Origin of the sequence: Streptomyces sp. NPDC096046 (assembly GCF_040303285.1) — a bacterium.
Taxonomy (GTDB): domain Bacteria; phylum Actinomycetota; class Actinomycetes; order Streptomycetales; family Streptomycetaceae; genus Streptomyces.
Genome location: NZ_JBEOSZ010000015.1, coordinates 126,726 through 153,414 on the forward strand (window position 1 = coordinate 126,726; position 26,689 = coordinate 153,414).

Annotated in this window: 30 protein-coding genes; 11 read left to right on the top strand and 19 right to left on the bottom strand. The window is 72.9% G+C overall.

The window, feature by feature from the left end:
* Nucleotides 1-165: 165 nt before the first annotated feature.
* Genes ABTX62_RS16140 through ABTX62_RS16165 form a run of 6 tightly spaced genes read left to right on the top strand, consistent with a single transcriptional unit; the run spans nt 166 to nt 6,972 of the window.
* Nucleotides 166-1,173 carry an ADP-ribosylglycohydrolase family protein gene (locus ABTX62_RS16140; RefSeq protein WP_352116755.1) on the top strand — a complete coding sequence of 336 codons (1,008 nt, stop codon included), beginning with the start codon at nt 166-168 and terminating at the stop codon, nt 1,171-1,173.
* Complete coding sequence (locus ABTX62_RS16145; RefSeq protein ID WP_352116756.1) at nt 1,170-2,438, top strand: ADP-ribosylglycohydrolase family protein; 1,269 nt, start codon at nt 1,170-1,172, stop codon at nt 2,436-2,438. The genes ABTX62_RS16140 and ABTX62_RS16145 overlap by 4 nt, the downstream gene beginning before the upstream one ends.
* 7 nt (nt 2,439-2,445) lie before the next feature.
* Nucleotides 2,446-3,615: an ADP-ribosylglycohydrolase family protein gene (locus ABTX62_RS16150; protein WP_352116757.1), complete on the top strand. Its 1,170-nt coding sequence runs from the start codon at nt 2,446-2,448 to the stop codon at nt 3,613-3,615.
* Nucleotides 3,603-4,964 carry an ADP-ribosylglycohydrolase family protein gene (locus ABTX62_RS16155; RefSeq protein WP_352116758.1) on the top strand — a complete coding sequence of 454 codons (1,362 nt, stop codon included), beginning with the start codon at nt 3,603-3,605 and terminating at the stop codon, nt 4,962-4,964. The genes ABTX62_RS16150 and ABTX62_RS16155 overlap by 13 nt, the downstream gene beginning before the upstream one ends.
* Nucleotides 4,961-6,160, top strand: a complete 1,200-nt coding sequence (locus ABTX62_RS16160) for a CaiB/BaiF CoA transferase family protein (protein WP_352116759.1) — start codon at nt 4,961-4,963, stop codon at nt 6,158-6,160. The genes ABTX62_RS16155 and ABTX62_RS16160 overlap by 4 nt, the downstream gene beginning before the upstream one ends.
* Nucleotides 6,157-6,972: an HpcH/HpaI aldolase/citrate lyase family protein gene (locus ABTX62_RS16165; protein WP_352116760.1), complete on the top strand. Its 816-nt coding sequence runs from the start codon at nt 6,157-6,159 to the stop codon at nt 6,970-6,972. The genes ABTX62_RS16160 and ABTX62_RS16165 overlap by 4 nt, the downstream gene beginning before the upstream one ends.
* A 61-nt stretch (nt 6,973-7,033) precedes the next feature.
* Here ABTX62_RS16165 and lgt read toward each other — a convergent pair whose 3' ends face one another.
* The 11 genes from lgt to hisI form a co-directional block, all read right to left on the bottom strand.
* Nucleotides 7,034-7,996 (bottom strand): prolipoprotein diacylglyceryl transferase, encoded by a 963-nt coding sequence (gene lgt / locus ABTX62_RS16170; RefSeq protein ID WP_352116761.1) that lies wholly within the window; start codon nt 7,994-7,996, stop codon nt 7,034-7,036.
* 84 nt (nt 7,997-8,080) lie between these two features.
* Complete coding sequence (locus tag ABTX62_RS16175) at nt 8,081-8,854, bottom strand: DsbA family protein (protein ID WP_352116762.1); 774 nt, start codon at nt 8,852-8,854, stop codon at nt 8,081-8,083.
* Nucleotides 8,855-8,940: 86 nt separating this feature from the next.
* The gene (gene trpA, locus ABTX62_RS16180; RefSeq protein ID WP_352116763.1) at nt 8,941-9,759 is read right to left on the bottom strand and encodes a tryptophan synthase subunit alpha; all 819 of its coding nucleotides are present in this window, start codon (nt 9,757-9,759) and stop codon (nt 8,941-8,943) included.
* Nucleotides 9,756-11,039, bottom strand: coding sequence for a tryptophan synthase subunit beta (gene trpB, locus ABTX62_RS16185; protein WP_283969711.1), 1,284 nt, complete (start codon nt 11,037-11,039; stop codon nt 9,756-9,758). Before trpB ends, trpA begins: the two co-directional genes overlap by 4 nt.
* 56 nt (nt 11,040-11,095) lie before the next feature.
* A complete protein-coding gene (gene trpM, locus ABTX62_RS16190) occupies nt 11,096-11,314 on the bottom strand; it encodes a tryptophan biosynthesis modulator TrpM (protein ID WP_283969710.1) in 219 nt (72 codons plus the stop codon).
* 22 nt (nt 11,315-11,336) lie between these two features.
* The gene (gene trpC, locus ABTX62_RS16195; protein WP_298564467.1) at nt 11,337-12,146 is read right to left on the bottom strand and encodes an indole-3-glycerol phosphate synthase TrpC; all 810 of its coding nucleotides are present in this window, start codon (nt 12,144-12,146) and stop codon (nt 11,337-11,339) included.
* Nucleotides 12,147-12,285: 139 nt separating this feature from the next.
* Nucleotides 12,286-12,720 (bottom strand): DUF2752 domain-containing protein, encoded by a 435-nt coding sequence (locus tag ABTX62_RS16200; RefSeq protein WP_352116764.1) that lies wholly within the window; start codon nt 12,718-12,720, stop codon nt 12,286-12,288.
* A 92-nt stretch (nt 12,721-12,812) separates the two neighbouring features.
* Nucleotides 12,813-13,064 (bottom strand): HGxxPAAW family protein, encoded by a 252-nt coding sequence (locus tag ABTX62_RS16205; protein WP_352116765.1) that lies wholly within the window; start codon nt 13,062-13,064, stop codon nt 12,813-12,815.
* A 109-nt stretch (nt 13,065-13,173) separates the two neighbouring features.
* Nucleotides 13,174-13,815: a TIGR02234 family membrane protein gene (locus ABTX62_RS16210; RefSeq protein ID WP_283969707.1), complete on the bottom strand. Its 642-nt coding sequence runs from the start codon at nt 13,813-13,815 to the stop codon at nt 13,174-13,176.
* 41 nt (nt 13,816-13,856) lie between these two features.
* Nucleotides 13,857-15,338, bottom strand: a complete 1,482-nt coding sequence (locus ABTX62_RS16215; protein WP_352116766.1) for an anthranilate synthase component I — start codon at nt 15,336-15,338, stop codon at nt 13,857-13,859.
* A gap of 11 nt (nt 15,339-15,349) precedes the next feature.
* On the bottom strand, nt 15,350-15,793 hold the full coding sequence (gene hisI, locus ABTX62_RS16220; protein ID WP_352116767.1) for a phosphoribosyl-AMP cyclohydrolase: 444 nt from the start codon (nt 15,791-15,793) through the stop codon (nt 15,350-15,352).
* A gap of 123 nt (nt 15,794-15,916) precedes the next feature.
* Between hisI and ABTX62_RS16225 the strand changes: the two genes are divergently transcribed.
* A complete protein-coding gene (locus ABTX62_RS16225) occupies nt 15,917-16,552 on the top strand; it encodes a TIGR03085 family metal-binding protein (RefSeq protein ID WP_283969704.1) in 636 nt (211 codons plus the stop codon).
* Nucleotides 16,553-16,600: 48 nt separating this feature from the next.
* Here the strand turns inward: ABTX62_RS16225 and hisF are convergent, their stop codons facing one another.
* From hisF to hisD, 8 genes are read right to left on the bottom strand one after another with little or no spacing between them, the layout of a single operon-like run.
* Nucleotides 16,601-17,356 carry an imidazole glycerol phosphate synthase subunit HisF gene (gene hisF, locus ABTX62_RS16230; RefSeq protein WP_283969703.1) on the bottom strand — a complete coding sequence of 252 codons (756 nt, stop codon included), beginning with the start codon at nt 17,354-17,356 and terminating at the stop codon, nt 16,601-16,603.
* Between the two features lie 14 nt (nt 17,357-17,370).
* On the bottom strand, nt 17,371-17,772 hold the full coding sequence (locus ABTX62_RS16235; RefSeq protein WP_352116768.1) for a RidA family protein: 402 nt from the start codon (nt 17,770-17,772) through the stop codon (nt 17,371-17,373).
* Complete coding sequence (gene priA / locus ABTX62_RS16240; RefSeq protein ID WP_352116769.1) at nt 17,769-18,494, bottom strand: bifunctional 1-(5-phosphoribosyl)-5-((5-phosphoribosylamino)methylideneamino)imidazole-4-carboxamide isomerase/phosphoribosylanthranilate isomerase PriA; 726 nt, start codon at nt 18,492-18,494, stop codon at nt 17,769-17,771. The genes ABTX62_RS16235 and priA overlap by 4 nt, the downstream gene beginning before the upstream one ends.
* Nucleotides 18,491-19,135: an imidazole glycerol phosphate synthase subunit HisH gene (hisH, locus tag ABTX62_RS16245; RefSeq protein ID WP_502997960.1), complete on the bottom strand. Its 645-nt coding sequence runs from the start codon at nt 19,133-19,135 to the stop codon at nt 18,491-18,493. Before hisH ends, priA begins: the two co-directional genes overlap by 4 nt.
* Entirely contained in the window at nt 19,132-19,296 is a 165-nt protein-coding gene (locus tag ABTX62_RS16250; RefSeq protein WP_184982776.1) for a CG2302 family histidine operon protein, read from the bottom strand. The genes hisH and ABTX62_RS16250 overlap by 4 nt, the downstream gene beginning before the upstream one ends.
* The gene (hisB, locus tag ABTX62_RS16255; RefSeq protein WP_059416503.1) at nt 19,293-19,886 is read right to left on the bottom strand and encodes an imidazoleglycerol-phosphate dehydratase HisB; all 594 of its coding nucleotides are present in this window, start codon (nt 19,884-19,886) and stop codon (nt 19,293-19,295) included. Before hisB ends, ABTX62_RS16250 begins: the two co-directional genes overlap by 4 nt.
* Nucleotides 19,883-20,989, bottom strand: coding sequence for a histidinol-phosphate transaminase (locus ABTX62_RS16260; RefSeq protein ID WP_352116771.1), 1,107 nt, complete (start codon nt 20,987-20,989; stop codon nt 19,883-19,885). The genes hisB and ABTX62_RS16260 overlap by 4 nt, the downstream gene beginning before the upstream one ends.
* A complete protein-coding gene (hisD, locus tag ABTX62_RS16265) occupies nt 20,986-22,311 on the bottom strand; it encodes a histidinol dehydrogenase (RefSeq protein WP_352116772.1) in 1,326 nt (441 codons plus the stop codon). The genes ABTX62_RS16260 and hisD overlap by 4 nt, the downstream gene beginning before the upstream one ends.
* A gap of 177 nt (nt 22,312-22,488) precedes the next feature.
* Between hisD and ABTX62_RS16270 the strand changes: the two genes are divergently transcribed.
* From ABTX62_RS16270 to ybaK, 4 genes are all read left to right on the top strand, one after another.
* Nucleotides 22,489-24,066, top strand: coding sequence for an oxidoreductase (locus ABTX62_RS16270; protein ID WP_352116773.1), 1,578 nt, complete (start codon nt 22,489-22,491; stop codon nt 24,064-24,066).
* Nucleotides 24,067-24,187: 121 nt separating this feature from the next.
* Complete coding sequence (locus tag ABTX62_RS16275; protein WP_352116780.1) at nt 24,188-25,219, top strand: hypothetical protein; 1,032 nt, start codon at nt 24,188-24,190, stop codon at nt 25,217-25,219.
* Between the two features lie 11 nt (nt 25,220-25,230).
* A complete protein-coding gene (locus tag ABTX62_RS16280; RefSeq protein WP_352116774.1) occupies nt 25,231-25,971 on the top strand; it encodes an LON peptidase substrate-binding domain-containing protein in 741 nt (246 codons plus the stop codon).
* Nucleotides 25,972-25,981: 10 nt separating this feature from the next.
* The gene (ybaK, locus tag ABTX62_RS16285) at nt 25,982-26,479 is read left to right on the top strand and encodes a Cys-tRNA(Pro) deacylase (protein ID WP_352116775.1); all 498 of its coding nucleotides are present in this window, start codon (nt 25,982-25,984) and stop codon (nt 26,477-26,479) included.
* The last annotated feature ends 210 nt before the right edge of the window (nt 26,480-26,689 follow it).

A 26,689-nucleotide genomic window follows, 5' to 3' on the forward strand; every position in this document is an offset into this window, starting at 1 on the left:
CCCAAACTACGCTTCGAATTTCCCCCTCGCCAGCAAGGAAAGGCTGCGCTAACCTGCGGTTTTACCATTGAGCGCTCACTTGATCATTGCTGCGCGCAGATGTCGACCGGGTGATGCTGAGGCGCATGAGGCTCGGCCCGGTCACCTGAGGGGGACACATGCCCTATGGCACCGATCGCCTGCATCCCCTCCGTCCCGGCGCCCGGGGACGCCGCCGGACTCCGCGCGCGGGCGCGCGGAGCGCTGCTGGGCCTGGCCGTCGGTGACGCGCTCGGGGCCCCGGCCGAGAACATGAAGCCCTCCGAGATCCGGGCCCGGTGGGGCCGGATCACCGGGTACGTCGCCGAGAACCCGGCGGGCACCGACGACACCGAGTACGCGATCTTCTCCGGCCTCCTCCTGGCCCGGCACGGCTCCGCGCTCACCCCGGCCCACGTGGAGGCGGCCTGGCACGAGTGGATCGCCGATCGCGACGAGGGCCCCTTCCGGGGCGCCGGCTTCAGCGAACGCGGCACCCTGGAGAACCTGCGCCGGGGCCTGGCCGCCCCGATCTCCGCCCAGCACCGGCATGCCTGGAGCGACGGTCTGGCCATGCGGGCGGCCCCCTTCGGGGTGTTCGCCGCGGGCCGCCCGGCGGAGGCGGCCCGGCTGGTCGCGATCGACGGCTCGGTGAGCCATGACGGCGAGGGCATCTACGGCGGCCAGGCGGTGGCGGCGGGAGTCGCGGCGGCGATGGCCGGCGCCCCCTCGACCGCGGTGGTGGCCGCGGCCCTCGCGGTCGTCCCCGACGACTCCTGGACGGCCCGCAGCCTGCGCCGCGCGGTGACGGTCGCCCACCGCGGCGAACGCGCGGTCCGCTCCGCGGTCGTCATCGGCGGCTACCCCTGGACCGATCTGGCCCCCGAGGCGGTCGCCCTGGCCTTCGGCGCCTACGCGGCGGCGGACGGCGACTTCGAGCAGTCGGTCCTGACCGCGGTGAACATGGGCCGCGACGCCGACACCACGGCGGCGGTGGCGGGGGCCCTGGCGGGTGCGACACAGGGCGTGTCGGCGATCCCGCGGGCCTGGGCGACCCCCATCGGCCCGGTCCACGGAAGGTGCCTCCCGGCGATGGCGGGCTACCACGTCCTGGACGTGGCGGACCTGCTGACGCCTGCGGAGGTTCCCTCATGACGACGTACGAAGCGCCGGCCGCCGACGGTGAGGCCGCCCCACGGGAGACCAGGACCCTTCGGGTGACCGTCACGAGCGGTGCGCGGGCGGCGGACAAGAGCGCCGGAGGCGAGACCGAGGCCGAGAAGAGCGCCGAAAGCGGAAACCAAGCCGGGAAGAGGACCGAAGGCCTCCTGCTCGGACTGGCCGCCGGGGACGCCGCGGGCTGGCCCGCCGCCCGCCACAGAGCCGCCCGCATGCCCGACTGGACCCGCCGCCTCACCCGCGAACTGGACACCTTCGCCGAACAGAACGCCACCACCACCCTCCCCGTCCCCATCGCCCTGAACCAGCCTCCGGAGCCCCTCCGCCTCGGCCCCTCCGACGACGCGGAATGGGCGGCCTTCGCCGCGGAAGCACTCCTGCGCGCCGGCGACGACACCGTCCTGAACGACCTCAGCCGCGAACGCCGCACCCGCGCCGCGATCGACCTCACCTGGAACGCGCTCGCGAGCGAGGTCGCCGCGGCAGCGGACCGTGCCCCCGAGATCGAGTCGGCCGTCCTCCCCCTGCGCGCCCGCATCTCCGTCCGCGCCGGCCTGGGCAACCTCGCCACCGGCCTGCGCCCGCCCGCCACCGGCCACGACAACCCGCACTACTTCGACGACGCCGCCTGCGTACGCGCCTGTGTCCTGGCCGTGGCCCACCCCGGCGACCCCCGCTCCGCCGCCGACCTCGCCGAGTTCGACGCCCGCTACACCCAGGACGGCGACGGCGTCCACGGCGCCCGCGCCATGGCGGCGGCACTCGCCCTCGCCCTGGGCGGCGCGGACATCGACGCCTGTGTCACGGCGGCCCTGGCCGAACTCCCCGAGGAGACGGAGATCGGCCGCAACGCCCGGCACGCCCTCGAACTCGCCGCCGCCGCGGACGGCGCCTTCGCTCTGGTCCCGCCCTTGGAGCACCAGATCGTCGACCACGTCTACAGCTACGGCATCGCCGCCGCCGAAACCGTCCCGGTCGCCCTCGCCCTGGCCACCGCCGCCCGCGGCCGCATCGCGGAGGCGCTCCCCGCGGCGGTCTGCCTGTCCCGCGTCGCGGACTCCGCCCCGGCCCTCGCGGGCGCCCTCACCGGCGCCCTGGGCGGCGGCGCGTCGATCCCCGCCTCCTGGCGGGACACCTGCCGCACCCTCTCCGGCTGCGTCCTCCCCCGCCTGACCGGCACGGACCTCGTGGAACTCGCCGAACTCCTGGAAGCCGTGCAACCGGCCCGCCCGGGTGGATGATGCGGCCATGCAGCCCAAACCACACCAAAACGCCACTCTGGACGAGCGGATCACCGGAGCACTGGTCGGAGCAGCGGTCGGCGACGCGCTCGGCGGTCCCGTCGAGGGCTACTCACCCGAGCAGATCCTCGAACGCCACGGCGGTCGCGTCCACGGCATCGTCGGCCCCTGGCACGGCGACGACTGGCGCACGGCCCGCCCCCTCGCCCCGTACCACAAGGGCGACGGCCACGTCACCGACGACACCTTGATGACCCACGCCCTGGTCCGGGTCTACGCCCGGGTCCGCGACCACCTCGACGCCTATGCGATCGCCGACCACCTGGTCCCGGACCTGATGACCGAGCCGCGCTGGATCCCGGAACTGGAGACGCGGGCCCTGCCCCTGCAGCGGATCTTCCTGGCGGAGAAGTGGCTGGTGACACGGATCCACTACGGCCATGCCGACCCGCGAGAGGCCGGCACCGGCAACATCGTCAACTGCGGCGCGGCGATGTACACGGCCCCGGTCGGCCTGGTCAACGCGGCCGACCCGAGGGCGGCGTACGCCGAGGCCCTGGACATCGCCGGCGCACACCAGTCGTCGTACGGCCGTGAGGCGGCGGGCGTCCTGGCCGCCGCGGTGGCGGCGGCGTGCACCCCCGGCGCGACCCCGGACTCGGTGGTCGCGGCCTGCCTCTCCCTGGCGAAGGACGGCACCCGGACCGCGATCGAGCGGGTCTGCGAGGAGGCGTCCCGCCACCCGGACTTCGAGTCGGCACTGCGCCCGCTGCGCGAGGCCGTGGCCCCCTACGACACGGTGGGCCCGGACTACCGCGCCCCCTCGCTCGGCGCCCGCCGACCGTCCCGCCTCCATTCCATCGAGGAACTCCCGGTCGCGCTGGGCCTGTTGCTCGTGGCGCGCGGCGACTACCGCCACACGGTCCTCGGCGCGGTGAACTACGGCCGCGACTGCGACTCCATCGCCACGATGGCCGGCGCCCTGGCAGGCGCCCTGGGCTCACCGGTCCCGGAGGGCTGGGCCAAGACGGTCGCGGAGGCGAGCCGTCTGGACCTGTGGGAACCGGCGGCCACCCTCACCGCCGTGACGCGCGAGATCTTCACCCGCGACGTGGCCCGCCGCCGCGCCCACGAGCAGGCCTTCGCGTCCCTCGGAGGCCGGGAATGCTCCGACTGACCTGGGTCCAGCCGGAGGACCTGATCGGCCACGAACTCCGCCAGGCGGCCCAGGACGGACGCGAGCCGAAGCACGTCGCAGCACGCTGGCGAGCGGCAGGCGGCCCGCAGGCTCCGGCCGCAGCGGGCGCGTCCCCCACCCCGGCCTCCCGCTCCCTGCGCCGGCTGGCGAAGGACCTCCTGGACGAACTGGCCGACCTGCCCAGTGTGTTGGCCGACGACGAACCGACCGACCTGGCGAGGATCAAGGCCGCCTGCCCCGACTGGCCCGGACCCGCGGGCCCCGGGGCCACGACCCCGCAGCACCTCGAAGCCGCCTGGCTCGGCCGCGCCACCGGCTGCCTGCTGGGCAAACCCGTCGAGAAGCTCCCCCTCGACGCCATCCGCCGACTCGCCCGAGCCTCCGGAAACTGGCCCCTCGCCGGCTACTTCACCGCCCGGGGCGTCCCCGAGGAACTCCTGAGACGCCACCCCTGGAACCGCCGCTCGGCGCACACCTCCCTCGCCGAGAACATCGACGGCATGCCCGAGGACGACGACCTCAACTACCCCCTGCTCAACCTCGTCCTCCTCCAACGCCGCGGCAGGGCCTTCACCTCCACGGACGTGGCCCGGACCTGGCTCGACGAACTCCCCGCCGGCCGCACCTTCACCGCCGAGCGCATCGCCTACCGCAACCTGCTCTGCGGCCTCGAACCCCCGCACACCGCCCGCCACCGCAACCCGTTCCGGGAGTGGATCGGCGCCCTGATCCGCGCCGACGTGCACGGCTGGACCAACCCCGGCGACCCGGCCGCGGCCGCCGAACAGGCCCACCGGGACGCCACCTTGACCCACACCGCCAACGGCGTCTACGCGGCCATGTTCGCGGCGGCCGGCATCGCCGCCGCGGCGGCCGGCGCACACGACGTCCACACCTGCCTGCGGACCGGCCTCACCGTCGTCCCACCCCGCTCGCGCCTGGCCCGGGCCGTTCGCGAGGCCGTCCGGCTGGCGCACGAGCACGAAGACTTCGACACGGTCGTCGACGCACTCCACACCCGCCACGCCGACACCCACCACTGGGTGCACGCCGTCCCCAACACCGCCCTGATCGCCGCCGCCCTCACCCACGCGAACGGCGAGTTCGCCGGCTCCGTCTGCCGTGCCGTGAGCGGCGGCTGGGACACCGACTCCAACGGCGCGACGGCCGGCGGCATCGCCGGACTGCTGGCAGGGCACCCCGGGGCGCTCCCCGACCGCTGGACGGCGCCCCTGAAGAACCGGCTGTCGACATCCGTCGGCGACTTCAACGGCATCGGCTTCGACACCCTCGCCCACCTGACGCACCAGGAGACCCTCCGCCCATGACCGCGCCCACGACCACACCCCTCAGCGGCCTGCGCGTCCTCGACCTGGCCACCCTCTTCGCCGGCCCGATGGCCGCCACCCTGCTCGGCGACTTCGGCGCCGAGGTCGTCAAGATCGAGCACCCGAGGAAGCCGGACCCCTCCCGTGGCCACGGCCCGTCGAAGGACGGCGTGGGCCTGTGGTGGAAGATGCTCGGCCGCAACAAGCGCACCATGACGCTCGACCTGTCCAAGCCCGGCGGCCGCACCACGCTCCTGCGTCTGGCCGAGACCGCCGACGTGGTCATCGAGAACTTCCGCCCCGGCACCCTGGAGAAGTGGGCCCTGGGCTGGCCTGAGCTGTCGGCCGTCAACCCCCGTCTGGTCCTGGCCCGCGTCACCGGTTTCGGCCAGTTCGGCCCCTCCGCGCACCGCCCCGGCTTCGGCACCCTCGCCGAGGCGATGAGCGGCTTCGCCGCGATCACCGGCGAACCGGACGCGCCCCCGACCCTCCCGCCCTTCGGCCTGGCCGACTCCATCGCGGGTCTGACGACGGCGTACGCCGTGATGACGGCGCTCGCCGCCCGCGAGCGCACCGGCGAGGGCCAGGTCGTCGACCTGGCCCTGATCGAACCGATCCTGGCCGCGCTGGGCCCCCAGCCTCTCTGGTACGACCAGCTCGGCCACATCCAGCCCCGCACCGGCAACCGCTCCCCCAACAACGCCCCGCGCGGCGTCTACCGGACGGCGGACGGCACCTGGGTCGCCGTCTCCACCTCGGCCCAGTCGGTCGCAGAACGCGTGATGCGCCTGGTCGGCCGCCCGGAACTGATCGACGAGCCCTGGTTCGCCTCGGGCGCCGACCGCGCCCGGCACGCCGATGTCCTCGACGCCGCGGTCGGCGACTGGATCGCCGCGCGCACCCGCACCGACGTCATGGCCGCCTTCGAGAAGGCGGAGGCGGCGGTGGCCCCGATCCAGGACGTCCAGGACGTGATGGCGGACCCTCAGTACCAGGCCCTGGACACCATCACCACCGTCGACGACCCCGAACTCGGCCCGCTGCGCATGCAGAACGTCCTCTTCCGGCTCTCCGCCACGCCCGGCGCGATCCGCTGGGCCGGCCGCCCGCACGGCGCGGACACCGACGAGGTCCTCACCGAACTGGGTCTGACACCGGACGACCTGACGGCGCTGCGCGCGGAGGGCGCCCTGTGACGGCGTTCCCGCTCACCTGGCTGTACGCCCCGGGCGACCGTCCCGCCGTGGTGGCGAAGGCCCTCACCTGCGGCGCCGACGTCGTCGTCATCGACCTGGAGGACGCCGTCGCCCCCGACCGCAAGGCCTACGCCCGCGCCGCGACCGCCGACCTCCTCGGCAACCCGCCGGCCGTCCCGGTCCACGTCCGCGTCAACGCCCTGGACAGCCCCTGGGGAGAGCAGGACCTGGCGGCACTGGCCCCGGCAGCCGGGCTCTCCGGCCTTCGCCTCCCCAAGATCACCTCACCGGCCGACATCACCCGCGCCGCGCGCCGAGCCGCTCGCGCCGACCTGTACGCCCTGCTGGAGACGGCCCTCGCCGTGGAACACGCGTACGCCATCGCCGGCGCCCACCCGAACCTGCGCGGCATCGCGCTCGGCGAGGCCGACCTGCGGGCCGACCTCGGCGTACGCGACGACACCGGCCTCGACTGGCCCCGCTCCCGGGTGGTCGTGGCAGCCCGGGCCGCGGGGCTGCCCCCACCACCCCAGTCCGTCCACCCGGACACCCGCGACCTGGACGAGCTGGCCGCCTCCTGCGCCCACGGCCGGGCCCTGGGCTTCCTCGGCCGCGCCGCGATCCACCCCCGGCAGCTCCCGGTGATCGAACGCGCCTATCTGCCCACCGAGGCGGAGATCGAGCGGGCGGAGACCGTGCTGAAGGCGGCCGCCGGGGAGCGGGGCGCACAGGCCCTCCCGGACGGCCGCTTCATCGACGCGGCGGTGGTGACGGCGGCCCGGCGCACCCTGTCCCTGGCCGAACGCCGCTGACACGCCGAGAGCGCCCGGGAACCTTCCCGGGCGCTCTCGCACCGTCACACAGGACAGGCCGTCAGGTCTTCTTCCCCGACCCGGCCTCGTTCCGGTCCGCGTCCGCCTCGGCCTCGTCCGCGATCCGGTCGTCCTTGCCGGCGGCCGCCTCGTCCGTGCCCGTCTCATCGGAGGTCCCGCCGCCGTCGGCGTCATCGCCGGAAGCCGAAGCGCCGGGCTCCACGACGTCCTCCCGCCCGGGCCGCTTCTTCGACGACATCACGAGGTACGTCACCGCGAGCAGGAACACCAGGATCGCGGTCCACACGTTCAGCCGGAGGCCCAGGATGTGGTGGGCGTCGTCGACCCGCATGTACTCGATCCACGCCCGGCCGGTGCAGTACGCGGCGACGTACAGCGCGAACGCCCGGCCGTGTCCGAGGCGGAAGCGGCGGTCCGCCCAGATGACCAGGAACGCCACGCCGACGCACCACAGCGACTCGTACAGGAACGTCGGGTGGTACGTGCCCGGCACCCGGCCGTCCGAGGAGGAGGTGATCTCCAGGGCCCAGGGCAGGTCGGTGGGCTTGCCGTACAGCTCCTGGTTGAACCAGTTCCCCCAGCGGCCGATCGCCTGGGCGAAGGCGATGCCGGGTGCGATGGCGTCGGCGTACGCGGGCAGCGGGATGCCGCGGCGGCGGCAGCCGATCCACGCGCCCACCGCGCCGAGTGCGATGGCGCCCCAGATGCCGAGGCCGCCCTCCCAGATCTTGAAGGCGTCCACCCAGTCACGGCCCTCGCTGAAGTACAGCTCGTAGTCCGTGATCACGTGGTAGAGGCGGCCGCCGACCAGACCGAAGGGCACGGCCCAGACGGCGATGTCGGCCACCGTGCCGGCCCGCCCGCCTCGGGCGATCCAGCGTTTGTTGCCGAGCCAGACGGCAACGAAGACGCCGATGATGATGCAGAACGCGTAGCCGCGCAGCGGAACGGGGCCGAGGTACAGCACCCCGCGCGACGGGCTGGGAATGAAGGCAAGTTCCATGGCAAGGTCGACGCTACCGTGCCGCACCGGGGGTGCGGTGGGCAGCCCGGCTACGGGTCCATAACGGGGGCGTGAGAACAGCCCTTACCCCTGGTTCGCCTCCTGCACCATCTGCTTCAGCTTGGCCGGGGTCATCGTCTGGTCCTGGTAGATGTTCTTGCCGTCGAACAGCACGGTCGGCGTGCCCGAGAAGTCGCCCTTGTCGAAGGCCTGGTCGGACTTGGCGACCCAGCCGTTGTGCGTGCCCTTCTCGACGCAGGCGCGGAAGGCGGGGGTGTCCAGGCCGTCGACCTTGCCGGCCAGCTCGATCAGCCTGGCGTTGTCCGCGTAGGCGTCGTCGACCTCGGGGGGCTGGTGGTCGAAGAGCACGTCGTGGTACGCGGGGAACTTCCCGGCGTCCTGGGCGCAGGCCGCGGCGTTGGCCGCGTTGCGGGAGCCGGTGCCGCCCATGTTGCCGTCGATGAGGGTGACCAGGTGGTACTCGGTCCTCAGCTGTCCCGCGTTCGTCAGCTCGTGGATCACCGGACGGTACGCCGTCTCGAAGGACTTGCAGGCCGGGCAGCGGAAGTCCTCCCACACCGTGAGCGTGGACTTGGCGCTGTCCTTGCCCACCGGGATGGCCAGGCCGTCCTTGCCCTGGGCTCCCGAGGGCGCCACGACCGGGCCCGAGGCCGCGCTGTCGTCCTTGCCGGCGTTGGCCGCGACGACGCCGATGACCGCCGCGAGTCCCAGGACGGCGACGACGGCCCCGCCCACGATCAGCGCGCGCCGGCGCTTGTCCGCGGCCTTCTGCTTCTCGCGCTCGACCGCCAGCTTCTCCCGGGCGGTGCGCTTTCCCTCACGGTTCTTCTCGCTCACACCCCGGAAACGAACCGGGGAGGCGCACCGCGCCTCCCCGGCCCCAGGTCCACCCGTACGAGGGACCTGTATGACTTGCGGGTTCCTCACACCCGTCCGCGCACGCCCTTCGCGAGGTCGCCCGCGAGTGCGCGCACGGCCGCGACACCGGCCGCGTCGTCCGGTGCGTCCAGCATCGCCTTGACGAAGGCGGAGCCGACGATCACGCCGTCGGCGAAGCCCGCGACCTCGGCGGCCTGGGCGGGCGTGGAGACGCCGAGCCCGACGCAGACCGGCAGCTCCGTTCCCGTGGCCCGGGTGCGTTCCACCAGGTTCCGGGCCTGCGAGCTGACGGTGGCGCGGGTGCCGGTGACGCCCATGAGGGAGGCGGCGTAGACGAATCCGCTGCCGGCCGCGGTGATCCGCGCGAGCCGTTCGTCCTTGCTGCTGGGCGCCACGACGAAGACGGTGGCCAGACCGTGCTTCTCCGCGTGCTCCCGCCACCGCTCCGACTCCTGTACGGGCAGGTCGGGCAGGATGCACCCGGCGCCGCCCGCCTCGGCGAGCTCGGCGGTGAACCGCTCGACGCCGTAGCGGTCGATGGGGTTCCAGTACGTCATGACGAGAATCGGCTTGCCGGTGGCCCGGTGGGCCTCGCGGACCGTGCGCATCACGTCGGCGATCTTGACGCCGCCGCGCAGGGCGATGTCGTCGGCGGTCTGGATGACGGGGCCGTCGAGGACGGGGTCGCTGTGCGGCAGGCCGACCTCGACGACATCGGCGCCGCCGTCGATGACGGCCTTGATCGCGTCGATGCCGCCGTCCACGGTCGGGAACCCGGCCGGGAGGTAGGCGATGAGCGCGGCGCGCCCTTCGGACCTGGCCGCGGCGAGGGTGTCGCCCAGCAGTCGGATGTTGCCGCTCACTTGGCGTCCCCCTCGATCTCCGCGGTGCCGGAGGCGTCCTCGGCGACCTCGGCGTCGGTGTCGTACAGGCCGAAGTAGCGGGCGGCGGTGTCCATGTCCTTGTCACCGCGGCCGGAGAGGTTGACCACGATCAGCCCGTCCTTGCCCAGTTCCTTGCCGACCTCCAGGGCGCCGGCCAGCGCGTGGGCGCTCTCGATGGCCGGGATGATGCCCTCGGTGCGCGACAGCAGGCGCAGGGCCTGCATCGCCGCGTCGTCGGTGACCGCGCGGTACTCGCCGCGGCCGGAGTCCTTCAGGTACGAGTGCTCCGGGCCGATGCCCGGGTAGTCCAGGCCGGCCGAGATCGAGTACGGCTCGGTGATCTGGCCCTCCTCGTCCTGGAGGACGTAGGAGCGGGAGCCGTGCAGGATGCCGGGCTCGCCGGCGGTGAGGGTCGCGGCGTGCTCGCCGGTCTCGACGCCGTGTCCGGCCGGTTCGCAGCCGATGAGGCGTACGCCGGTGTCCGGGATGAAGGCGTGGAAGAGGCCGATGGCGTTGGAGCCGCCCCCGACACAGGCGACGGCCGCGTCGGGGAGGCGCCCGGCGCGCTCCAGGAGCTGGCGGCGGGTCTCGACGCCGATGACCCGGTGGAAGTCGCGGACCATCGCCGGGAAGGGGTGCGGTCCGGCGACGGTGCCGAAGAGGTAGTGCGTGTGCTCGACGTTGGCGACCCAGTCGCGGAAGGCCTCGTTGATGGCGTCCTTCAGCGTGCGGCTGCCGGACTTCACGGCGATGACCTCGGCGCCGAGCATGCGCATGCGGGCGACGTTGAGAGCCTGGCGACGGGTGTCGATCTCGCCCATGTAGATCGTGCACTCGAGACCGAAGAGCGCACAGGCGGTGGCCGTGGCCACGCCGTGCTGGCCGGCACCGGTCTCGGCGATGACCCTGGTCTTGCCCATGCGCCGGGTGAGCAGGGCCTGGCCGAGGACGTTGTTGATCTTGTGGGAGCCGGTGTGGTTCAGGTCCTCGCGCTTGAGGAAGACCCGGGCACCTCCGGCGTGCTCGGCGAACCGGGGCACCTCGGTGAGCGCGGAGGGGCGGCCGGTGTAGTTGACCAGGAGGTCGTCGAGTTCCCTGGCGAACTCCGGGTCGTGCTTGGCCTTGTCGTACTCGACGGCCACCTCGTCGACGGCTGCGACGAGCGCCTCCGGGATGAACTTGCCGCCGAAGGCCCCGAAGTAGCCCTCGGGATCGGGCGTCTGCCCCTCGGGGTCGGGGATGAAGAACTGACTGGACATGCGAATACCTCACGGTGAGTGTGTTGGTTGCACTGTCGCCGTGGGGGCGGGGATGGTCAGGCGGCTGCGGGCCGTTCGTGGCTTGTCGCGCAGTTCCCCGCGCCCCCTACGGGGCGCTGCTGCCATCGCATGCCGTTGACCTGCCCCGGTTCGTCACCGATGACGTACCGGACACGGCGGCCGTGGACCCGGCGGGCCGGGGCGCGGCAGCCGCGGGGGCGGCAGCCGCGCGCGAGGCGGGCGTACCGGTCCACGGTCGTCAGGGTGGCAGTCATCGGGGCCAAGCCTAGCGGGTGATCAGCTTCGGCCGTGCCGGAGCGCGGGGTGCTCGCCGGCCGCCACCAGATCGGAGACCGCCGTCCTGGGGTCCTTGCCGGTCACGAGGGACTCGCCGACCAGGACCGCGTCGGCGCCGGCGTTGGCGTACGCGATGAGGTCGTGCGGGCCGCGGACACCGGACTCGGCGATCTTGATGATGTGGTCGGGGATCTCCGGCGCCACCCGCTCGAAGGTGCCGCGGTCGACCTCCAGGGTCTTGAGGTTGCGCGCGTTGACGCCGATCACCCGGGCGCCGGCGTCGACCGCCCGCTCGACCTCGTCCTCGTCGTGGACCTCCACGAGCGGTGTGAGCCCGATCGACTCGGCGCGCTCGATGAGAGACTCCAGGGCGGGCTGGTCCAGGGCGGCGACGATCAGCAGCACGACGTCGGCGCCGTAGGCGCGGGCCTCCCACAGCTGGTACGACGTGACCATGAAGTCCTTGCGCAGCACGGGGATGTCCACCCGGGCGCGGACCGCCTCGAGGTCGGCGAGCGAACCGCCGAAGCGGCGCTCCTCGGTGAGAACGGAGATGACGGCCGCGCCGCCCGCCTCGTAGTCGGCGGCGAGTCCGGCCGGGTCGGCGATCGCGGCCAGCGCGCCCTTGGACGGGCTGGAGCGCTTGACCTCACAGATGACCTTGACGCCGTCGCCGCGCAGTGCGGCCGCGCCGTCCTTGGCCGCGGGAGCCTTCGCCGCGCGCTCCTTGAGCTCGTCGAGGCTGACGCGCGCCTGCCGCTCCGCGAGGTCGGCACGGACTCCGTCGATGATCTCGTCGAGCACACTCACGCGAGCGGCCCCCTTCCAGACGCTTGACAGTTCCAGCGACCGATCGAAAACCGATGGTCACTGCGATGGTATCCGCAGCCGGGCGCAGGCCTCACATCCGGTTGACGCCGGTCCCACTAGCTGGACATCCGCCAGACGATCAAGGGTGAAGCCAGCCACCGAAGGGCAGGTTCCGGACAACGGTGAAGACCAGCAGCAACGCCCCGAGGCCCCACACCAGCCCCGGGCGGGGGTCGATCCGCAACGGGCGCCCGCGGGCCGCGTGCACCACCCATACGGTCCACAGCGCGGCGAAGCCCAGAAAGCCGAGGGTCGCGAGCGCGTTGGCCTGCAGTGCCGTCAGGACGTCACCGTGGACGAAGGCGTGCGCGCTGCGCAGTCCGCCACAGCCGGGGCAGTAGAGGCCGGTGTAGCGCAGCAGCGGGCACGCGGGGTAGTGGCCGGGTTCGTTCGGGTCCACGGCGCCCACGTAGGCGAAGGCGGCGGCGACGGCCCCGAGCACCCCGGCGGGGACGGCCAGCCGGCCCGGGACGCTGGACGTCACCCATCGACTCTCGGCGTTCACGGTATGCATTGTGCCCCGCACACGCGTGAGGGGCGGCTTCGGCACCCGTGTGCCGGCCGCCCCTCACGTGAGGACGTGCTCCGCGGATCGTGCCGCGGGGGTCAGCTCCCGGCGCCGGCCGGCTCGCGGTCGCCCGTGGTGCGGTGCGGCTGCTGCGCCTCCTTGGGCTGGCCCAGGCCCATCATCCGCATGACGCCGCCGACGACACCGCCGAGCAGCACGACCACCATGCCCGCCCAGAAGCCCACCGGCTGGTCCATCACCATGAACGCGCCCGCGACGCAGAAACCGATGAAGGCGATGATGACACCGGTCCAGGCGGCCGGGGTGTGACCGTGGCTGCTGCCCGCCATTGCTTGCTCCTCGTTGCTGTGTGCGTGTCTGAGCAAAACGCTCGGGGCCATTGTCGCGCACGCGCGCCCGCGGGGTGAGCGGGGGTGCCTCCCCGTCCCCCGTGTGGGCTCAGGCTCCGGTCGGGTCCTCGCCACGGTCGAGTGCCTTCCACAGGTCCTCGGGCCGGTCGGGGTCGGCGGCGGGGGCCTTGCGGCGCGGCTGGGGCGTGCCGCCGCGCTCGTAGCGGCCGGACATGGCGGGCCACAGCCGTCCGTAGCGCAGGGCGAGCAGCCCGGCCAGGAGGATCAGCGCACCGCCGACGACCGCGACGTAGGGCCACGCGGTGTGGCCGAGGGCGTCGACGGAGGCCGAGGTGTCGCCGGAGGCCCGGGCGGCCTGCTCGTCGAGCGCGGAGCCGTCGGAGGCGCCGAGCAGGGCCGCGACGACGATGCCGGCGCCGGAGAGCGCCAGCAGCCCGGCGACGACGAAGCGGCCGGCCCGGCGGACGGCGAAGACGGCGACGAGCGCGGCGAGGCCCACTATGGCGAGCGCCGCGGGAACACCCGTGACGTCGCTGCCCTTGGCGGTCAGGGGGAAGGCGCCACCGGCCACCGTCGCGGTGCCCTGCGACCATTGCTGCCGGGTGGCGAGCAGCGCCACGGCCGCGCCGAGCGCGCCGCTCAGCAGCGCGACGGCGAGGCTCAGGCGGCCGGCCCGGGCGGATCCGGGGGCTTCGGAACGGGGGTGAGGTACAGCAGTCACGTACCCCACTATCGCCTGAACCCCGGGCGAACCGTCACCCGGGGTGCATCTCAGGCCTTTCCGAGCCGGTTCGCGGTGTGGACCGCCCGCAGGACCGCGGCCGCCTTGTTGCGGCACTCGGTGTCCTCGGCGACCGGGTCGGAGTCGGCGACGATGCCCGCGCCGGCCTGCACGTACGCGGTGCCGTCGCGCAGGAGGGCGGTGCGGATGGCGATGGCGGTGTCGGAGTCGCCGGCGAAGTCGAGGTAGCCGACGCAGCCGCCGTAGAGGCCCCGCCGGGACGGTTCGAGTTCGTCGATGATCTGCATGGCGCGCGGCTTGGGGGCGCCGGAGAGGGTGCCGGCCGGGAAACAGGCGGTGAGGACGTCGAAGGCGGTGCGTCCCCGGGCGACGCGGCCCGTCACCGTCGAGACGATGTGCATCACGTGCGAGTACCGCTCGACGGACATGAAGTCGACGACCTCGACCGAGCCGGGCTCGCAGACCCGTCCCAGATCGTTGCGGCCGAGGTCGACGAGCATGAGGTGCTCGGCGCGCTCCTTGGGGTCGGCGAGCAGTTCCTCGGCGAGGGCCTGGTCCTCCTGCGGGGTGGCGCCGCGCCAGCGGGTGCCGGCGATGGGGTGGACCATGGCCCGGCCGTCCTCGACCTTGACCAGGGCCTCGGGGGACGAGCCGACGACGTCGAAGCCGTCGAAGCGGAACAGGTACATGTACGGGGACGGGTTGGTGGCCCGCAGGACCCGGTAGACGTCCAGCGCGCTCGCCGTGCACGGCGTCTCGAAGCGCTGGGAGGGGACCACCTGGAAGGCCTCGCCCGCCCGGATGCGCTCCTTGATGTCCTCGACGGCCACCTGGAAGTCGGGGCCGCCCCACAGCGCGGTGTACTCGGGGAGCTCGGAGGGCGGGAGCACGGCCGGGGGCTGGGCGACCGGGCGGGAGAGGTCGGCCTCCATGGCGTCGAGGCGGGCCACGGCGTCGGCGTGGGCCTCGTCGACGCCCGTCTCCAGGTCGTTGTGGTTGATCGCGTTGGCGATCAGCAGGACCGAGCCCTCCCAGTGGTCCATGACGGCCAGGTCGCTGGTGAGGAGCATGGTCAGCTCGGGCAGCTTCAGGTCGTCGCGCTCGCCGGGGCCGATCCTCTCCAGGCGGCGGACGATGTCGTAGCCGAGGTAGCCGACCATGCCGCCGGTGAAGGGCGGCATGCCCTCCTGGTGGGGGGTGTGCAGGGCCTCGATGGTGGCGCGCAGGGCGGCGAGGGGGTCGCCGTCCGTGGGGACGCCGACGGGCGGGGCGCCGAGCCAGTGGGCCTGCCCGTCGCGTGCGGTGAGCGTGGCCGCCGCACGCACCCCCACGAAGGAGTACCGGGACCAGGAGCGGCCGTTCTCCGCGGACTCCAGCAGGAAGGTGCCGGGGCGCTCGGCGGCGAGCTTGCGGTAGAGCGCGACCGGGGTGTCGCCGTCGGCGAGGAGCTTGCGCGTGACGGGGATGACCCGCCGGTCGGTGGCGAGCTTGCGGAAGGTCTCGAGGTCCATGGCCGCTGACCTTACTGATCCGGGGCGGGGCGGGCGGAGCCGCCGTCCTTGAGGAGCACGTCCTCGTCGAAGCAGGTGCGGGCGCCGGTGTGGCAGGCGGCGCCGACCTGGTCGACCTTGACGAGCACGGTGTCCGCGTCGCAGTCGAGGGCGACGGACTTCACCCACTGGAAGTGGCCGGAGGTGTCGCCCTTGACCCAGTACTCCCGGCGGCTGCGCGACCAGTAGGTGCACCGGCCGGTGGTCAGGGTGCGATGCAGCGCCTCGTCGTCCATCCAGCCGAGCATGAGCACCTCGCCGGTGTCGTACTGCTGGGCGATGGCGGGCAGGAGGCCGTCGGCACTGCGCTTGAGGCGCGCGGCGATCTCCGGGTCGAGGCGGCCGGATGGAGCACTGTGGCGCGAAGCGCCTCCGTGAGGGGCGGTGGCCGGGCGACGGGCGGGCTTGCTGGTCATGCCGACCATTGTGCCGTGCGCCACTGACAGGCCAGGTGGGATGTCCACTGGGCGGAACACCCGTCGGAGGGGAATCGGCACGTCTGCTGGGCTGACCGGGGGACCGGCCGTAGGCTGGGCGGCATGTCGACCCATGCCAAGCGTGAACGACTTCTCCTCGCCGACCTGTTGGAGACCGCGGGCCCGGACGCGCCCACCCTGTGCGAGGGCTGGACCACCCGGGACCTCGCAGCGCACGTGGTGGTGCGCGAGCGCCGCCCGGACGCCGCCGGCGGGATACTGATCAAGCAACTCGCGTCCCGCCTGGACAAGGTGATGGCGGAGTACGCCGACAAGCCGTACGAGGAGCTGATCCAGCTGATCCGTACGGGCCCGCCACGTTTTTCGCCCTTCAGCCTGAAGCCGGTCGACGAGGCGTCGAACCTCGTCGAGTTCTACGTCCACACCGAGGACGTCCGCCGCGCCCAGCCCGACTGGTCCCCCCGCGACCTGGACCTGGTCTTCCAGAACGCCCTGTGGTCCCGTCTGGAGCGCACGGCCCGCCTGATGGGCCGCGGCGTGCCCACGGGCCTGGTCCTGCGGCGCCCCGACGGCCAGACGGCGGTCGCCCACCGCGGCACCCCGGTGGTCACGGTGACCGGCGAGCCGTCCGAGCTGGTCCTGTTCTGCTATGGCCGCCGGAGCGCGGCCAAGGTCGACCTGGACGGCGACGAGAACGCGATCGCGAAGCTGCACGAGACCAAGCAGCTCGGGATCTGAGAAGGCCCCGGCCGCGGGGCGCGGCCGGGGCTCTCAGCGGACGGGGCGTCACCGCACCGGGTGCCCCGCCTCCCGCAGCGTCTCCTTGACCTGGCCGATGCGCAGGTCGCCGAAGTGGAACACCGACGCGGCCAGGACCGCGTCCGCGCCCGCCTCGACGGCCGGGGGGAAGTCGGTCAGCCTGCCCGCGCCGCCCGAGGCGATGACCGGGACCGTGACGTGCTTCCGGACGGCCCGGATCATCTCCAGGTCGTAGCCGTCCTTGGTGCCGTCCGCGTCCATCGAGTTGAGCAGGATCTCGCCCGCGCCGAGCTCCGCGGCCCGGTGCGCCCACTCCACGGCGTCGATGCCGGTGCCCCGGCGTCCGCCGTGGGTGGTCACCTCGAAGGAGCCCGACTCGGTACGGCGGGCGTCCACCGACAGGACCAGGACCTGGCGGCCGAAGCGCTCGGCGATCTCGCGGATCAGCTCCGGGCGGGCGATGGCGGCCGTGTTGACGCCGACCTTGTCCGCGCCGGCCCGCAGCAGCTTGTCCACGTCCTCGGCCGTGCGGACGCCGCCGCCGACCGTGAGCGGGATGAACACCTGTTCGGCCGTGCGGCGCACGACGTCGTACGTGGTCTCGCGGTTGCCCGACGAGGCGGTGATGTCCAGGAACGTCAGCTCGTCGGCGCCCTCGGCGTCGTACACCTTGGCCATCTCGACGGGGTCGCCCGCGTCGCGCAGGTTCTGGAAGTTGACGCCCTTGACGACCCGGCCGTTGTCCACGTCCAGGCAGGGGATGACTCGGACCGCCAGGGTCATGAATCCTGCTCCTCTTAGTGTTCCTGTGAGGGGGTCCCTCGGAATGCTTCCACTTCCACCGACACCAGGACCCGGGAGTCCATGAAGCCCTGCACGATCAGCAGGGTCGTGACCGGGCGTACGGCGTCGAACATCTCCTTGTGCGCCCGGCCCACGGCGTCGACGTCCCGGGCGTGCGCCAGGCACACCCGGGTGCGGATCACGGACTCGGGTGCGAGCCCGAACTCGGCGATCGCCTCCAGGGCGCTGGTGAAGGCGATCTTGGCCTGCTCGTACGGATCGCCCTCGCCGTAGAGCACGTCGCCCTTGAACGCGGTCGTGCCCGCGACCAGCACACGGTCGCCCGCCGCGACGGCGCGTGCAAAACCGAAGGACTCTTCCCAGGGACTTCCGCTCTGCACACGCCGCACGGTCATGACGACACAGCCTCCAAGGCCTCTTCCAGGGTGAACGCCTTCGCGTACAGCGCCTTCCCTACGATGGCCCCCTCGACACCGAGCGGGACGAGGTCGGCGATGGCCCGCAGGTCGTCGAGCGAGGAGACCCCGCCGGAGGCCACGACCGGGCGGTCGGTGGCGGCGCACACGTTGCGCAGCAGTTCCAGGTTGGGACCCTGGAGGGTGCCGTCCTTGGCGATGTCGGTGACGACGTACCGCGCGCAGCCCTCCTTGTCGAGGCGCTCCAGCGTCTCGTAGAGGTCGCCGCCGTCGCGGGTCCAGCCCCGGCCGCGCAGGGTCGTGCCGCGGACGTCGAGACCCACCGCGATCTTGTCGCCGTGCTCGGCGATGACCTTGGCGACCCACTCCGGGGTCTCCAGGGCGGCCGTGCCGAGGTTGACGCGCTTGCAGCCGGTGGCGAGGGCGGCGGCGAGGGTGTCGTCGTCGCGGATGCCGCCGGACAGCTCCACCTTGATGTCCATGGCCCGGGCGACCTCGGCGATCAGCTCGCGGTTGTTCCCGGTGCCGAACGCGGCGTCCAGGTCGACCAGGTGCAGCCACTCGGCGCCGGAGCGCTGCCAGGCCAGGGCGGCTTCCAGCGGGGAGCCGTAGGAGGTCTCCGTGCCGGACTGGCCGTGCACCAGGCGGACGGCCTGGCCGTCGCGGACGTCGACGGCGGGGAGGAGTTCGAGCTTGCTCACAGGGTTCCGATCCAGTTGGTGAGGAGCTGGGCTCCGGCGTCGCCGGACTTCTCGGGGTGGAACTGCGTCGCCCACAGGGCGCCGTTCTCGACGGCCGCGACGAACGGCTTGCCGTGCGTGGACCAGGTGACCTTGGGGGCCCTCATCGCCGGGTTGTGCGTCTGAAGCGACCAGTCGTGGACGGCGTAGGAGTGCACGAAATAGAAGCGGGCGTCCGCGTCCAGGCCCGCGAACAGCTGCGAACCGGGCGCCGCCTCGACGGTGTTCCAGCCCATGTGGGGCACGATCTCGGCCTGGAGCGGCTCGACCGAGCCGGGCCACTCGTCGAGGCCCTCGCTCTGCACGCCGTGCTCGATGCCGCGCGCGAAGAGGATCTGCATGCCGACGCAGATGCCCATGACCGGGCGGCCGCCGGACAGCCGGCGGTCGACGATCCAGTCGCCGCGCGCCGCGCGCAGGCCCGTCATGCAGGAGGCGAAGGCGCCGACGCCGGGCACCAGCAGGCCGTCGGCGTTCAGGGCCTTGTCGTAGTCACGCGTGATCTCCACGTCGGCCCCGGCGCGGGCGAGGGCACGCTCGGCGGAACGGACGTTGCCGAATCCGTAGTCGAAGACGACGACCTTCTTCTGCGGGGCGCTCAATTCCACACCTCCAGCCTCACCACACCGGCCGCCAGGCACATCGCGGCGCCGATGGACAGCAGCACGATCAGACCCTTGGGCATCTTCTGCTTGACGAAGGAGTAGATCCCGCCGGCGAGGAAGAGGCCGACGACGATCAGCAGGGTCGAGATGCCGTTCACAGGGCGCCCTTCGTGGAGGGGAGGATGCCGGCCGCGCGCGGGTCACGCTCGGACGCGTACCGCAGGGCCCGGGCGAGCGCCTTGAACTGGCACTCCACGATGTGGTGCGCGTTGCGGCCGTAGGGCACGTGCACGTGCAGCGCGATCTGCGCCTGGGCCACGAAGGACTCCAGGATGTGCCGGGTCATGGTGGTGTCGTACTCGCCGATCATCGGCGCCATCTTCTCGGGCTCGGTGTGCACGAGGTAGGGGCGGCCGGACAGGTCGACGGTGACCTGGGCGAGGGACTCGTCCAGCGGGACCGTGCAGTTGCCGAAGCGGTAGATGCCCACCTTGTCGCCGAGGGCCTGCTTGAAGGCGGCGCCGAGGGCGAGCGCGGTGTCCTCGATGGTGTGGTGCGAGTCGATGTGCAGATCGCCCTCGGTCTTCACGGTCAGGTCGAACAGACCGTGCCTGCCGAGTTGGTCGAGCATGTGGTCGTAGAAGCCGACGCCGGTGGAGATCTCCGTCTTGCCCGTGCCGTCGAGGTCGATCTCGACGAGGACCGACGTCTCCTTGGTGGTCCGTTCGACGCGTCCTACGCGGCTCATAGCTCCTGCTCCTTCTTCAGTTCACGGACCGCGTCGAGGAACGCGTCGTTCTCTTCGGGGGTTCCGGCGGTGACCCGGAGCCAGCCGGGTACGCCGTTGTCCCGGACCAGGACGCCCCGGTCGAGGATCTTCCGCCAGGTCTCGTGGGAGTCCTCGAACAGGCCGAACTGTACGAAGTTGGCGTCCGAGGGGGTCACCTCGTAGCCGATCGCGAGCAGTTCGGTGACCAGGCGGTCCCGTTCGGTCTTGAGCTGCTCGACATAGCCCAGCAGCGTGTCGGTGTGCTCCAGGGCGGCCAGGGCGGTCGCCTGGGTGACGGCCGACAGGTGGTAGGGCAGCCGGACCAGCTGGACGGCGTCGACGACGGCGGGGTGCGCGGCGAGGTAGCCGAGGCGCAGGCCCGCCGCGCCGAACGCCTTCGACATGGTGCGGGAGACGACCAGGTTCGGGCGGCCGTCCAGCAGCGGCAGCAGCGAGGCGCCGTGGCTGAACTCGATGTAGGCCTCGTCGATCACGACCATCGACGGTTTCGCCGCCTGTGCGGCCTCGTACAGCGCGAGGACCGTCTCGGGCGGCACGGCGGTGCCCGTGGGGTTGTTGGGGGTGGTGACGAAGACGACGTCCGGCCGGTGCTCGGCGATGGCCTTCTCCGCCGCCGCCAGGTCGATCGTGAAGTCGTCGTTGCGGGGGCCGGAGATCCAGCCGGTGCCGGTGCCGCGCGCGATGAGGCCGTGCATCGAGTACGACGGCTCGAAGCCCATGGCGGTGCGGCCCGGTCCGCCGAAGGTCTGCAGCAGCTGCTGGATGACCTCGTTGGAGCCGTTGGCCGCCCAGACGTCGGCCACGCCGACCTCGTGGCCGGAGGTGCCCGTCAGGTACTCGGCCAGCCGCGTGCGCAGCTCGACCGCGTCCCGGTCGGGGTAGCGGTTGAGGGTGCGGGCCGCCTCACGGACGCGCTCGGCGATCCGTTCGACCAGCGGTTCGGGCAGCGGATAGGGGTTCTCGTTGGTGTTCAGCCGAACGGGGACGTCCAGCTGGGGCGCGCCGTAAGGGGACGTGCCGCGGAGCTCGTCCCGTACGGGGAGATCGTCGATGCCTGTCACTTGCTTGCGGGTACCTTCCAGCCGAACCGGGCCTTGATCGCCGCACCGTGGGCCGGCAGGTCCTCCGCCTCCGCCAGCGTCACCACGTGGTGCGCGACCTCGGCCAGCGCGTCCTGGGTGTAGTCGACGATGTGGATGCCGCGCAGGAAGGACTGGACGGACAGGCCGGAGGAGTGGCAGGCGCAGCCGCCGGTGGGCAGGACGTGATTGGAGCCGGCCGCGTAGTCGCCGAGGGAGACCGGGGCCCAGGGGCCGACGAAGATCGCGCCGGCGTTCCGGACGCGGTCGGCCACGGCGGCGGCGTCCGCCGTCTGGATCTCCAGGTGCTCGGCGCCGTAGGCGTCGACCACCCTCAGGCCCTCGTCGATGCCGTCGACCAGGACGATCGCGGACTGCCGGCCGGACAGGGCCGGGACGATCCGGTCGTCGATGTGCCGGGTGGCCGCGACCTGCGGCTCCAGCTCCTTCTCGACGGCGTCGGCGAGCCGGACGGAGTCGGTGACCAGGACGGCGGCGGCCAGCGGGTCGTGCTCGGCCTGGCTGATCAGGTCGGAGGCGACGTGCACCGGGTCGGCCGTGTCGTCGGCGAGGACGGCGATCTCGGTCGGGCCGGCCTCGGCGTCGATGCCGATCCTGCCGGTGAAGTAGCGCTTGGCGGCGGCGACCCAGATGTTGCCGGGGCCGGTGACCATGTTCGCGGGCGGGCAGGACTCGGTGCCGTGGGCGAACATCGCGACGGCGGTGGCGCCGCCGGCCGCGTACACCTCGTCGACGCCGAGCAGCGCGCAGGCGGCGAGGATCGTCGGGTGCGGCAGGCCGCCGAAGTCGGCCTGGGCGGGCGAGGCGAGCGCGATGGACTCGACGCCGGCCTCCTGCGCGGGCACCACGTTCATGATCACGGAGGACGGATACACGGACCGGCCGCCGGGCGCGTACAGCCCCACGCGGTCGACGGGAACCCACTTCTCGGTGACGCTGCCGCCGGGCACGACCTGCGTGGTGTGCGTGGAGCGGCGCTGCTCGCGGTGGACGGTACGGGCGCGGCGGATGGACTCCTCCAGGGCCGCGCGCACGGCCGGGTCGAGCTCCTGGAGCGCGCGGGTGAGCGCGGCGGCGGGCACCCGCACCTGGTCGAGCCGGACCCCGTCGAACCGCTCGGCGGCGTCGATCAGCGCCGCGTCGCCCCGATGATGCACGTCCTCGCAGAGGGGACGCACCTTCTCCAGGGCGGCCGCTACGTCGAAGTCGGCTCGGGGCAGCAGGTCACGCAGGGCGGGGCCCTCGGGAAGGGCGTCGCCGCGCAGATCGATTCGAGAGATCACGGGCTCAATTCTCTCAGACCCGGATGAGACGCCGTCCGCGCGTATCAATGGTTGATACAGAAGCCCCCGGAAGGCGGAAGATCCCCTTCACCTCCTGCTTTCGGGGCGTCACACAGCGGGCATGAACAGTTGTAGGAAGGAACCAACCGGCGCGTACCCGGGGAGGATGGAAGAACCGTGACCGAGGGGTCCGGCCTCCGGGCCGGGGATCTGCCCGACGACCTGACCACGGCCGAGGCCGGCATGTGGCAGGCCTTCCGCAACGGGACCGTGTACGACCTGAGCAGCGGCGACGCCGTGGCGGACGATCCGCACGGCGGTCGTCCGTGGGGCGCTGAGCGGACCGTGCGGGCCCGGATCGTGTGCTGGTTGCTGCTGGACGGTCCGCCCGCCCTGGCCGGCCGCGTGTCCTCGCTGCAGCTGGTCGGCGTGCAGGTCAGCGGCTCGCTGGAGCTCGCCGGCGGCACGGTGGTGCCGTACGTCGAGCTGCGCCGGTGCCGGTTCGAGCAGGACGTACTGCTCCCGGAGGCCCGCTTCACGACCCTGCGGATGGTGGACTGCTCCGTGCCACGGCTCGAGGCGGCCCGGGTGCACACCGAGGGCGATCTGCATCTGCCGCGCTGCCGCTTCCACCACGGCATCCGGCTCACCGACGCGCAGATCGGCACGGATCTGATGCTGAACCAGGCGATCGTGCACCGGGACCACAGCGGCCGGTCGATCGCCGCGGACGGCCTGACCGTCGGCCAGGACTTACAGGCCGAGCTGCTGGAGTCGCACGGCGAGCTGAGCCTGCGCGCGGCCACCGTCGGCGTCTCCCTGAGCCTGCGCGGCGCCCGCCTGGCGAACCCGTACGCCCGGCTCGCGCTGAACGCCCCGCAGCTGACCGTCGAACGCAGCCTGTACCTCACCCCGGCAGGGGTCGGCGCCCAGGCGATGAGCGGGATGACGCCGGCCGAGGGGACGCGGATCCAGCGCTTCGAGTGCGAGGGCGGGATGCGGCTGGACGACGGGCGGTTCGGCGACGCGGTCGACTTCGAGCAGGCCCGGTTCACTCTCACCGACGACCAGGAGCTGTCGCTGCGCCGGGTGCAGACTCCCGAGCTGCGCTTCCTCGGGGAGCAGCCGGCGCGCGGGCGGGTGGTGCTGTCCGGGGCGAAGGTCGTCAACCTGATGGACCGGGCGGACGCCTGGCCGGGCCCGGGCCGGCTGCACATGGGCGGTTTCGCCTACGAGAACCTCGTGCCGCGCGGACCGTTCCCGCCGGCCGAGCGGCTGGACTGGGTGGCGGCGGCGACCGCCGAGTACAACCCGGAGCCGTACGAGCGGCTCGCGGCCGTGCTGCGGGCCGGCGGGGAGGACGAGGACGCCCGCGAGGTGCTGCTCGCCAAGCAGCGCCGGCATCGCGAGAGCCTGCCGATCGCGGCCAAGCTGTGGGGGTACGCGCAGGACTGGACGGTCGCCTACGGGTACCGGCCGGGCCGGGCCGCGGTGTGGATGGCGGTGCTGTGGGCGGCGGGCTCGCTCGTCTTCGCGCAGGCCGGCCGTCCGCCGATGAGGCGGGGCGAGCATCCGGAGTGGAATCCCACGCTCTTCGCCCTCGATCTGCTGCTGCCGGTCATCGACCTCGGCCAGGTGGGCTTCTGGCAGCTGCGCGGGGCGTGGCAGTGGCTGGCGACGGCGATGATCCTGCTCGGCTGGGTCCTGGCGACGACGGTGGCGGCGGGGGCGACACGGGTGCTGCGCCGCAACTGATGATGCTGCTGTGACCAAAGTGGTTGAACTGTCACACCTTTGCGCTCTCTTGACCATCGGATGTACAACTTTCCGCAGGTTCGATGAACGGTCTGGCGCCGCGATGACCACCCGACTTTCAATGGTCGGCACCATGGCTATGCAGCTCCCGTTCATCCGCCCGAGCCGGATGGCAAGGACCTCCCCCCACCCCGTCGGCGAGCCCCGCGCCGACGACGAGGTGCTGCTCGACGCACCGGACGCCCGGCTGAGCCCGGCGCTGGTCGCCGCCGCCCGGGGCGACCACGGGCCGGCCGCCGGCCTGCTCCTGGCCACCCGCGCGGCCTCCGAATGGGAACGGCGCGACCGGTACGTCACCCGGCTGGCCGCCTTCGCGCACTCACGGCCCGAGTGGCTGGACGCCTGGCTCGCCCTCGCCCCGCAGGACCCCGACGCGCTGCTGGTCGCGGCCCAGCTGGCGGTGGACCGCGCCTGGCGGTCACCGGCCCGGGCCGAGCTGCTGCGCGAGGTGAGCCCGCTCATCACGGCCGCGGCCCGGGGCGACCGGCGGGACCCGGTGCCGTGGCGGCTGGCGCTCGACCACGCCCGGGGCGCCCAGGCCGGGCACACGTACTTCGAGGAGCTGTGGGAGGCGGCCGTACGCCGTGCCCCGCACCACTACGGCTGCCATGTGGCGGCGCTGCGCTACCTGGCCACCCACTGGCACGGCTCGCACCACGAGTGCTTCGACTTCGCCGACCGGGCCGCCCAGGACGCTCCCCCCGGCGCGCTCGTCCAGGCGCTCCCGCTGCGGGCCGCCTTCGGCTACCTCACCGACGGCTGCGGGCCCGAGGTGTCCCGGGAGCGGCTGGACGCGGCCGTGGACCGGGCGATCGCGCTGTCCCCGCTGCTGCCCGCGGCCGACCCCTGGCCGGCCCGGATGCGGAACCTGCTGATCTTCGTCCTGGTGCGCCTGGAGCGCTGGCAGGACGCCACCGAACAGATGCGCCTGAACGGCCCGTACGCCACCTCGTTCCCCTGGGACCTGATGTCGGACGACCCGCTCGGCCACTTCCTGCGGGTACGCGACGACATCCGGGCCGCGACGGCCGCGGACCCCTCCTGGCATCCACGGAGTGAACGGGGCGGACGGGTCCGTCCCGGCGACCATTAGGCTTTTGCGTCGTGACCACCGTCCGGCTCCCCCTCTTCCCCCTGAACTCGGTGCTGTTCCCGGGGCTCGTGCTCCCTCTCAACGTCTTCGAGGAGCGGTATCGCGCCATGATGCGCGAACTGCTGAAGACGCCGGAGGACGAGCCGCGCCGGTTCGCCGTCGTGGCGATCCGGGACGGCCACGAGGTGGCCCCCGCCGCGCCCGGCCTGCCCGACCCGACGGCCGTGCCCGAGCGGGGACCGGCGGCCGGTTTCGGCGCGCACCCGGCCAAGGCGTTCCACAAGGTGGGCTGCATCGCGGACGCGGCGACGATCCGGGAGCGCACCGACGGCTCCTTCGAGGTGCTGGCGACCGGCACCACCCGGGTGAAGCTGCTGTCGGTCGAGGCGTCCGGGCCCTTCCTGACGGCCGAGCTGGAGCCGCTGGAGGAAGAACCGGGGGACGAGGCCGCGCCGCTGGCCGAGGGGGTGCTGCGGTCCTTCCGCCAGTACCAGAAGCGGCTGGCCGGGGCGCGGGAACGCTCGCTCGCGGGCGGCGCCGACCTGCCCGACGAGCCGGGCGTGGTGTCGTACCTGGTGGCGGCGGCGATGATGCTGGACACCCCGACCAAGCAGCGCCTGCTCCAAGCACCCGACACGGCGTCCCGCCTGCGCGACGAGCTGAAACTCCTTCGCTCGGAGACGGCGATCATCCGTAGTCTGCCGTCGTTGCCGGCGTCGGATCTGACGCGCGGCCCGATGAGCCTCAACTGAGCGGACCGGCATGGCGAAGAAGTCGAAGAAGCAGCAGGCGGGCGGCACCCCCGCGACGGTGGCCCTCACGGCGGCGGGCACGGCCTACACGGTCCACGCCTACGACCACGACCCGGCGCACCCCAGCTACGGCGAGGAGGCGGCCGAGGCGATGGGCGTCTCCCCGGACCGCGTCTTCAAAACCCTGGTCGCGGACGTCGACGGCACCCTGACGGTCGCGGTGGTCCCGGTGGCGGGCCAGCTGGATCTGAAGGCCCTCGCCGCGGCGGTCGGCGGCAAGCGCGCCACGATGGCCGACCCGACCCTGGCGGAACGCACGACCGGCTATGTCCGGGGCGGCATCTCTCCCCTGGGGCAGCGCAAGAAGCTGCCGACGGTCCTCGACGCCTCGGCGTCGGCGCACGCGACGATCTGCGTGTCGGCGGGCCGAAGAGGCCTGGAGGTGGAGCTCGCCCCTCAGGACCTGCGCGAGCTGACGGAGGCGGTCCTGGCGCCTATCGGCCGCTAAGGCCCTTCTGATGGATCTCCGTGGGAGGAGGAGCGGCGTTCGGTGCGTGCTCTGGGGGTCCCCCCTGCTCGAAGAGCTTGGGGGAGTGCCGCGCGGAAGCCCTCGTAGCGGAGCCACTTGGGCTTTCGCGCGGTGCGGCGGTGGGGGCCCCTCCCGTTCGAGCGAAGCCGAGAGCGGGGGAGCGTGCCGGGCGTCGCGACGCCGCGGAGA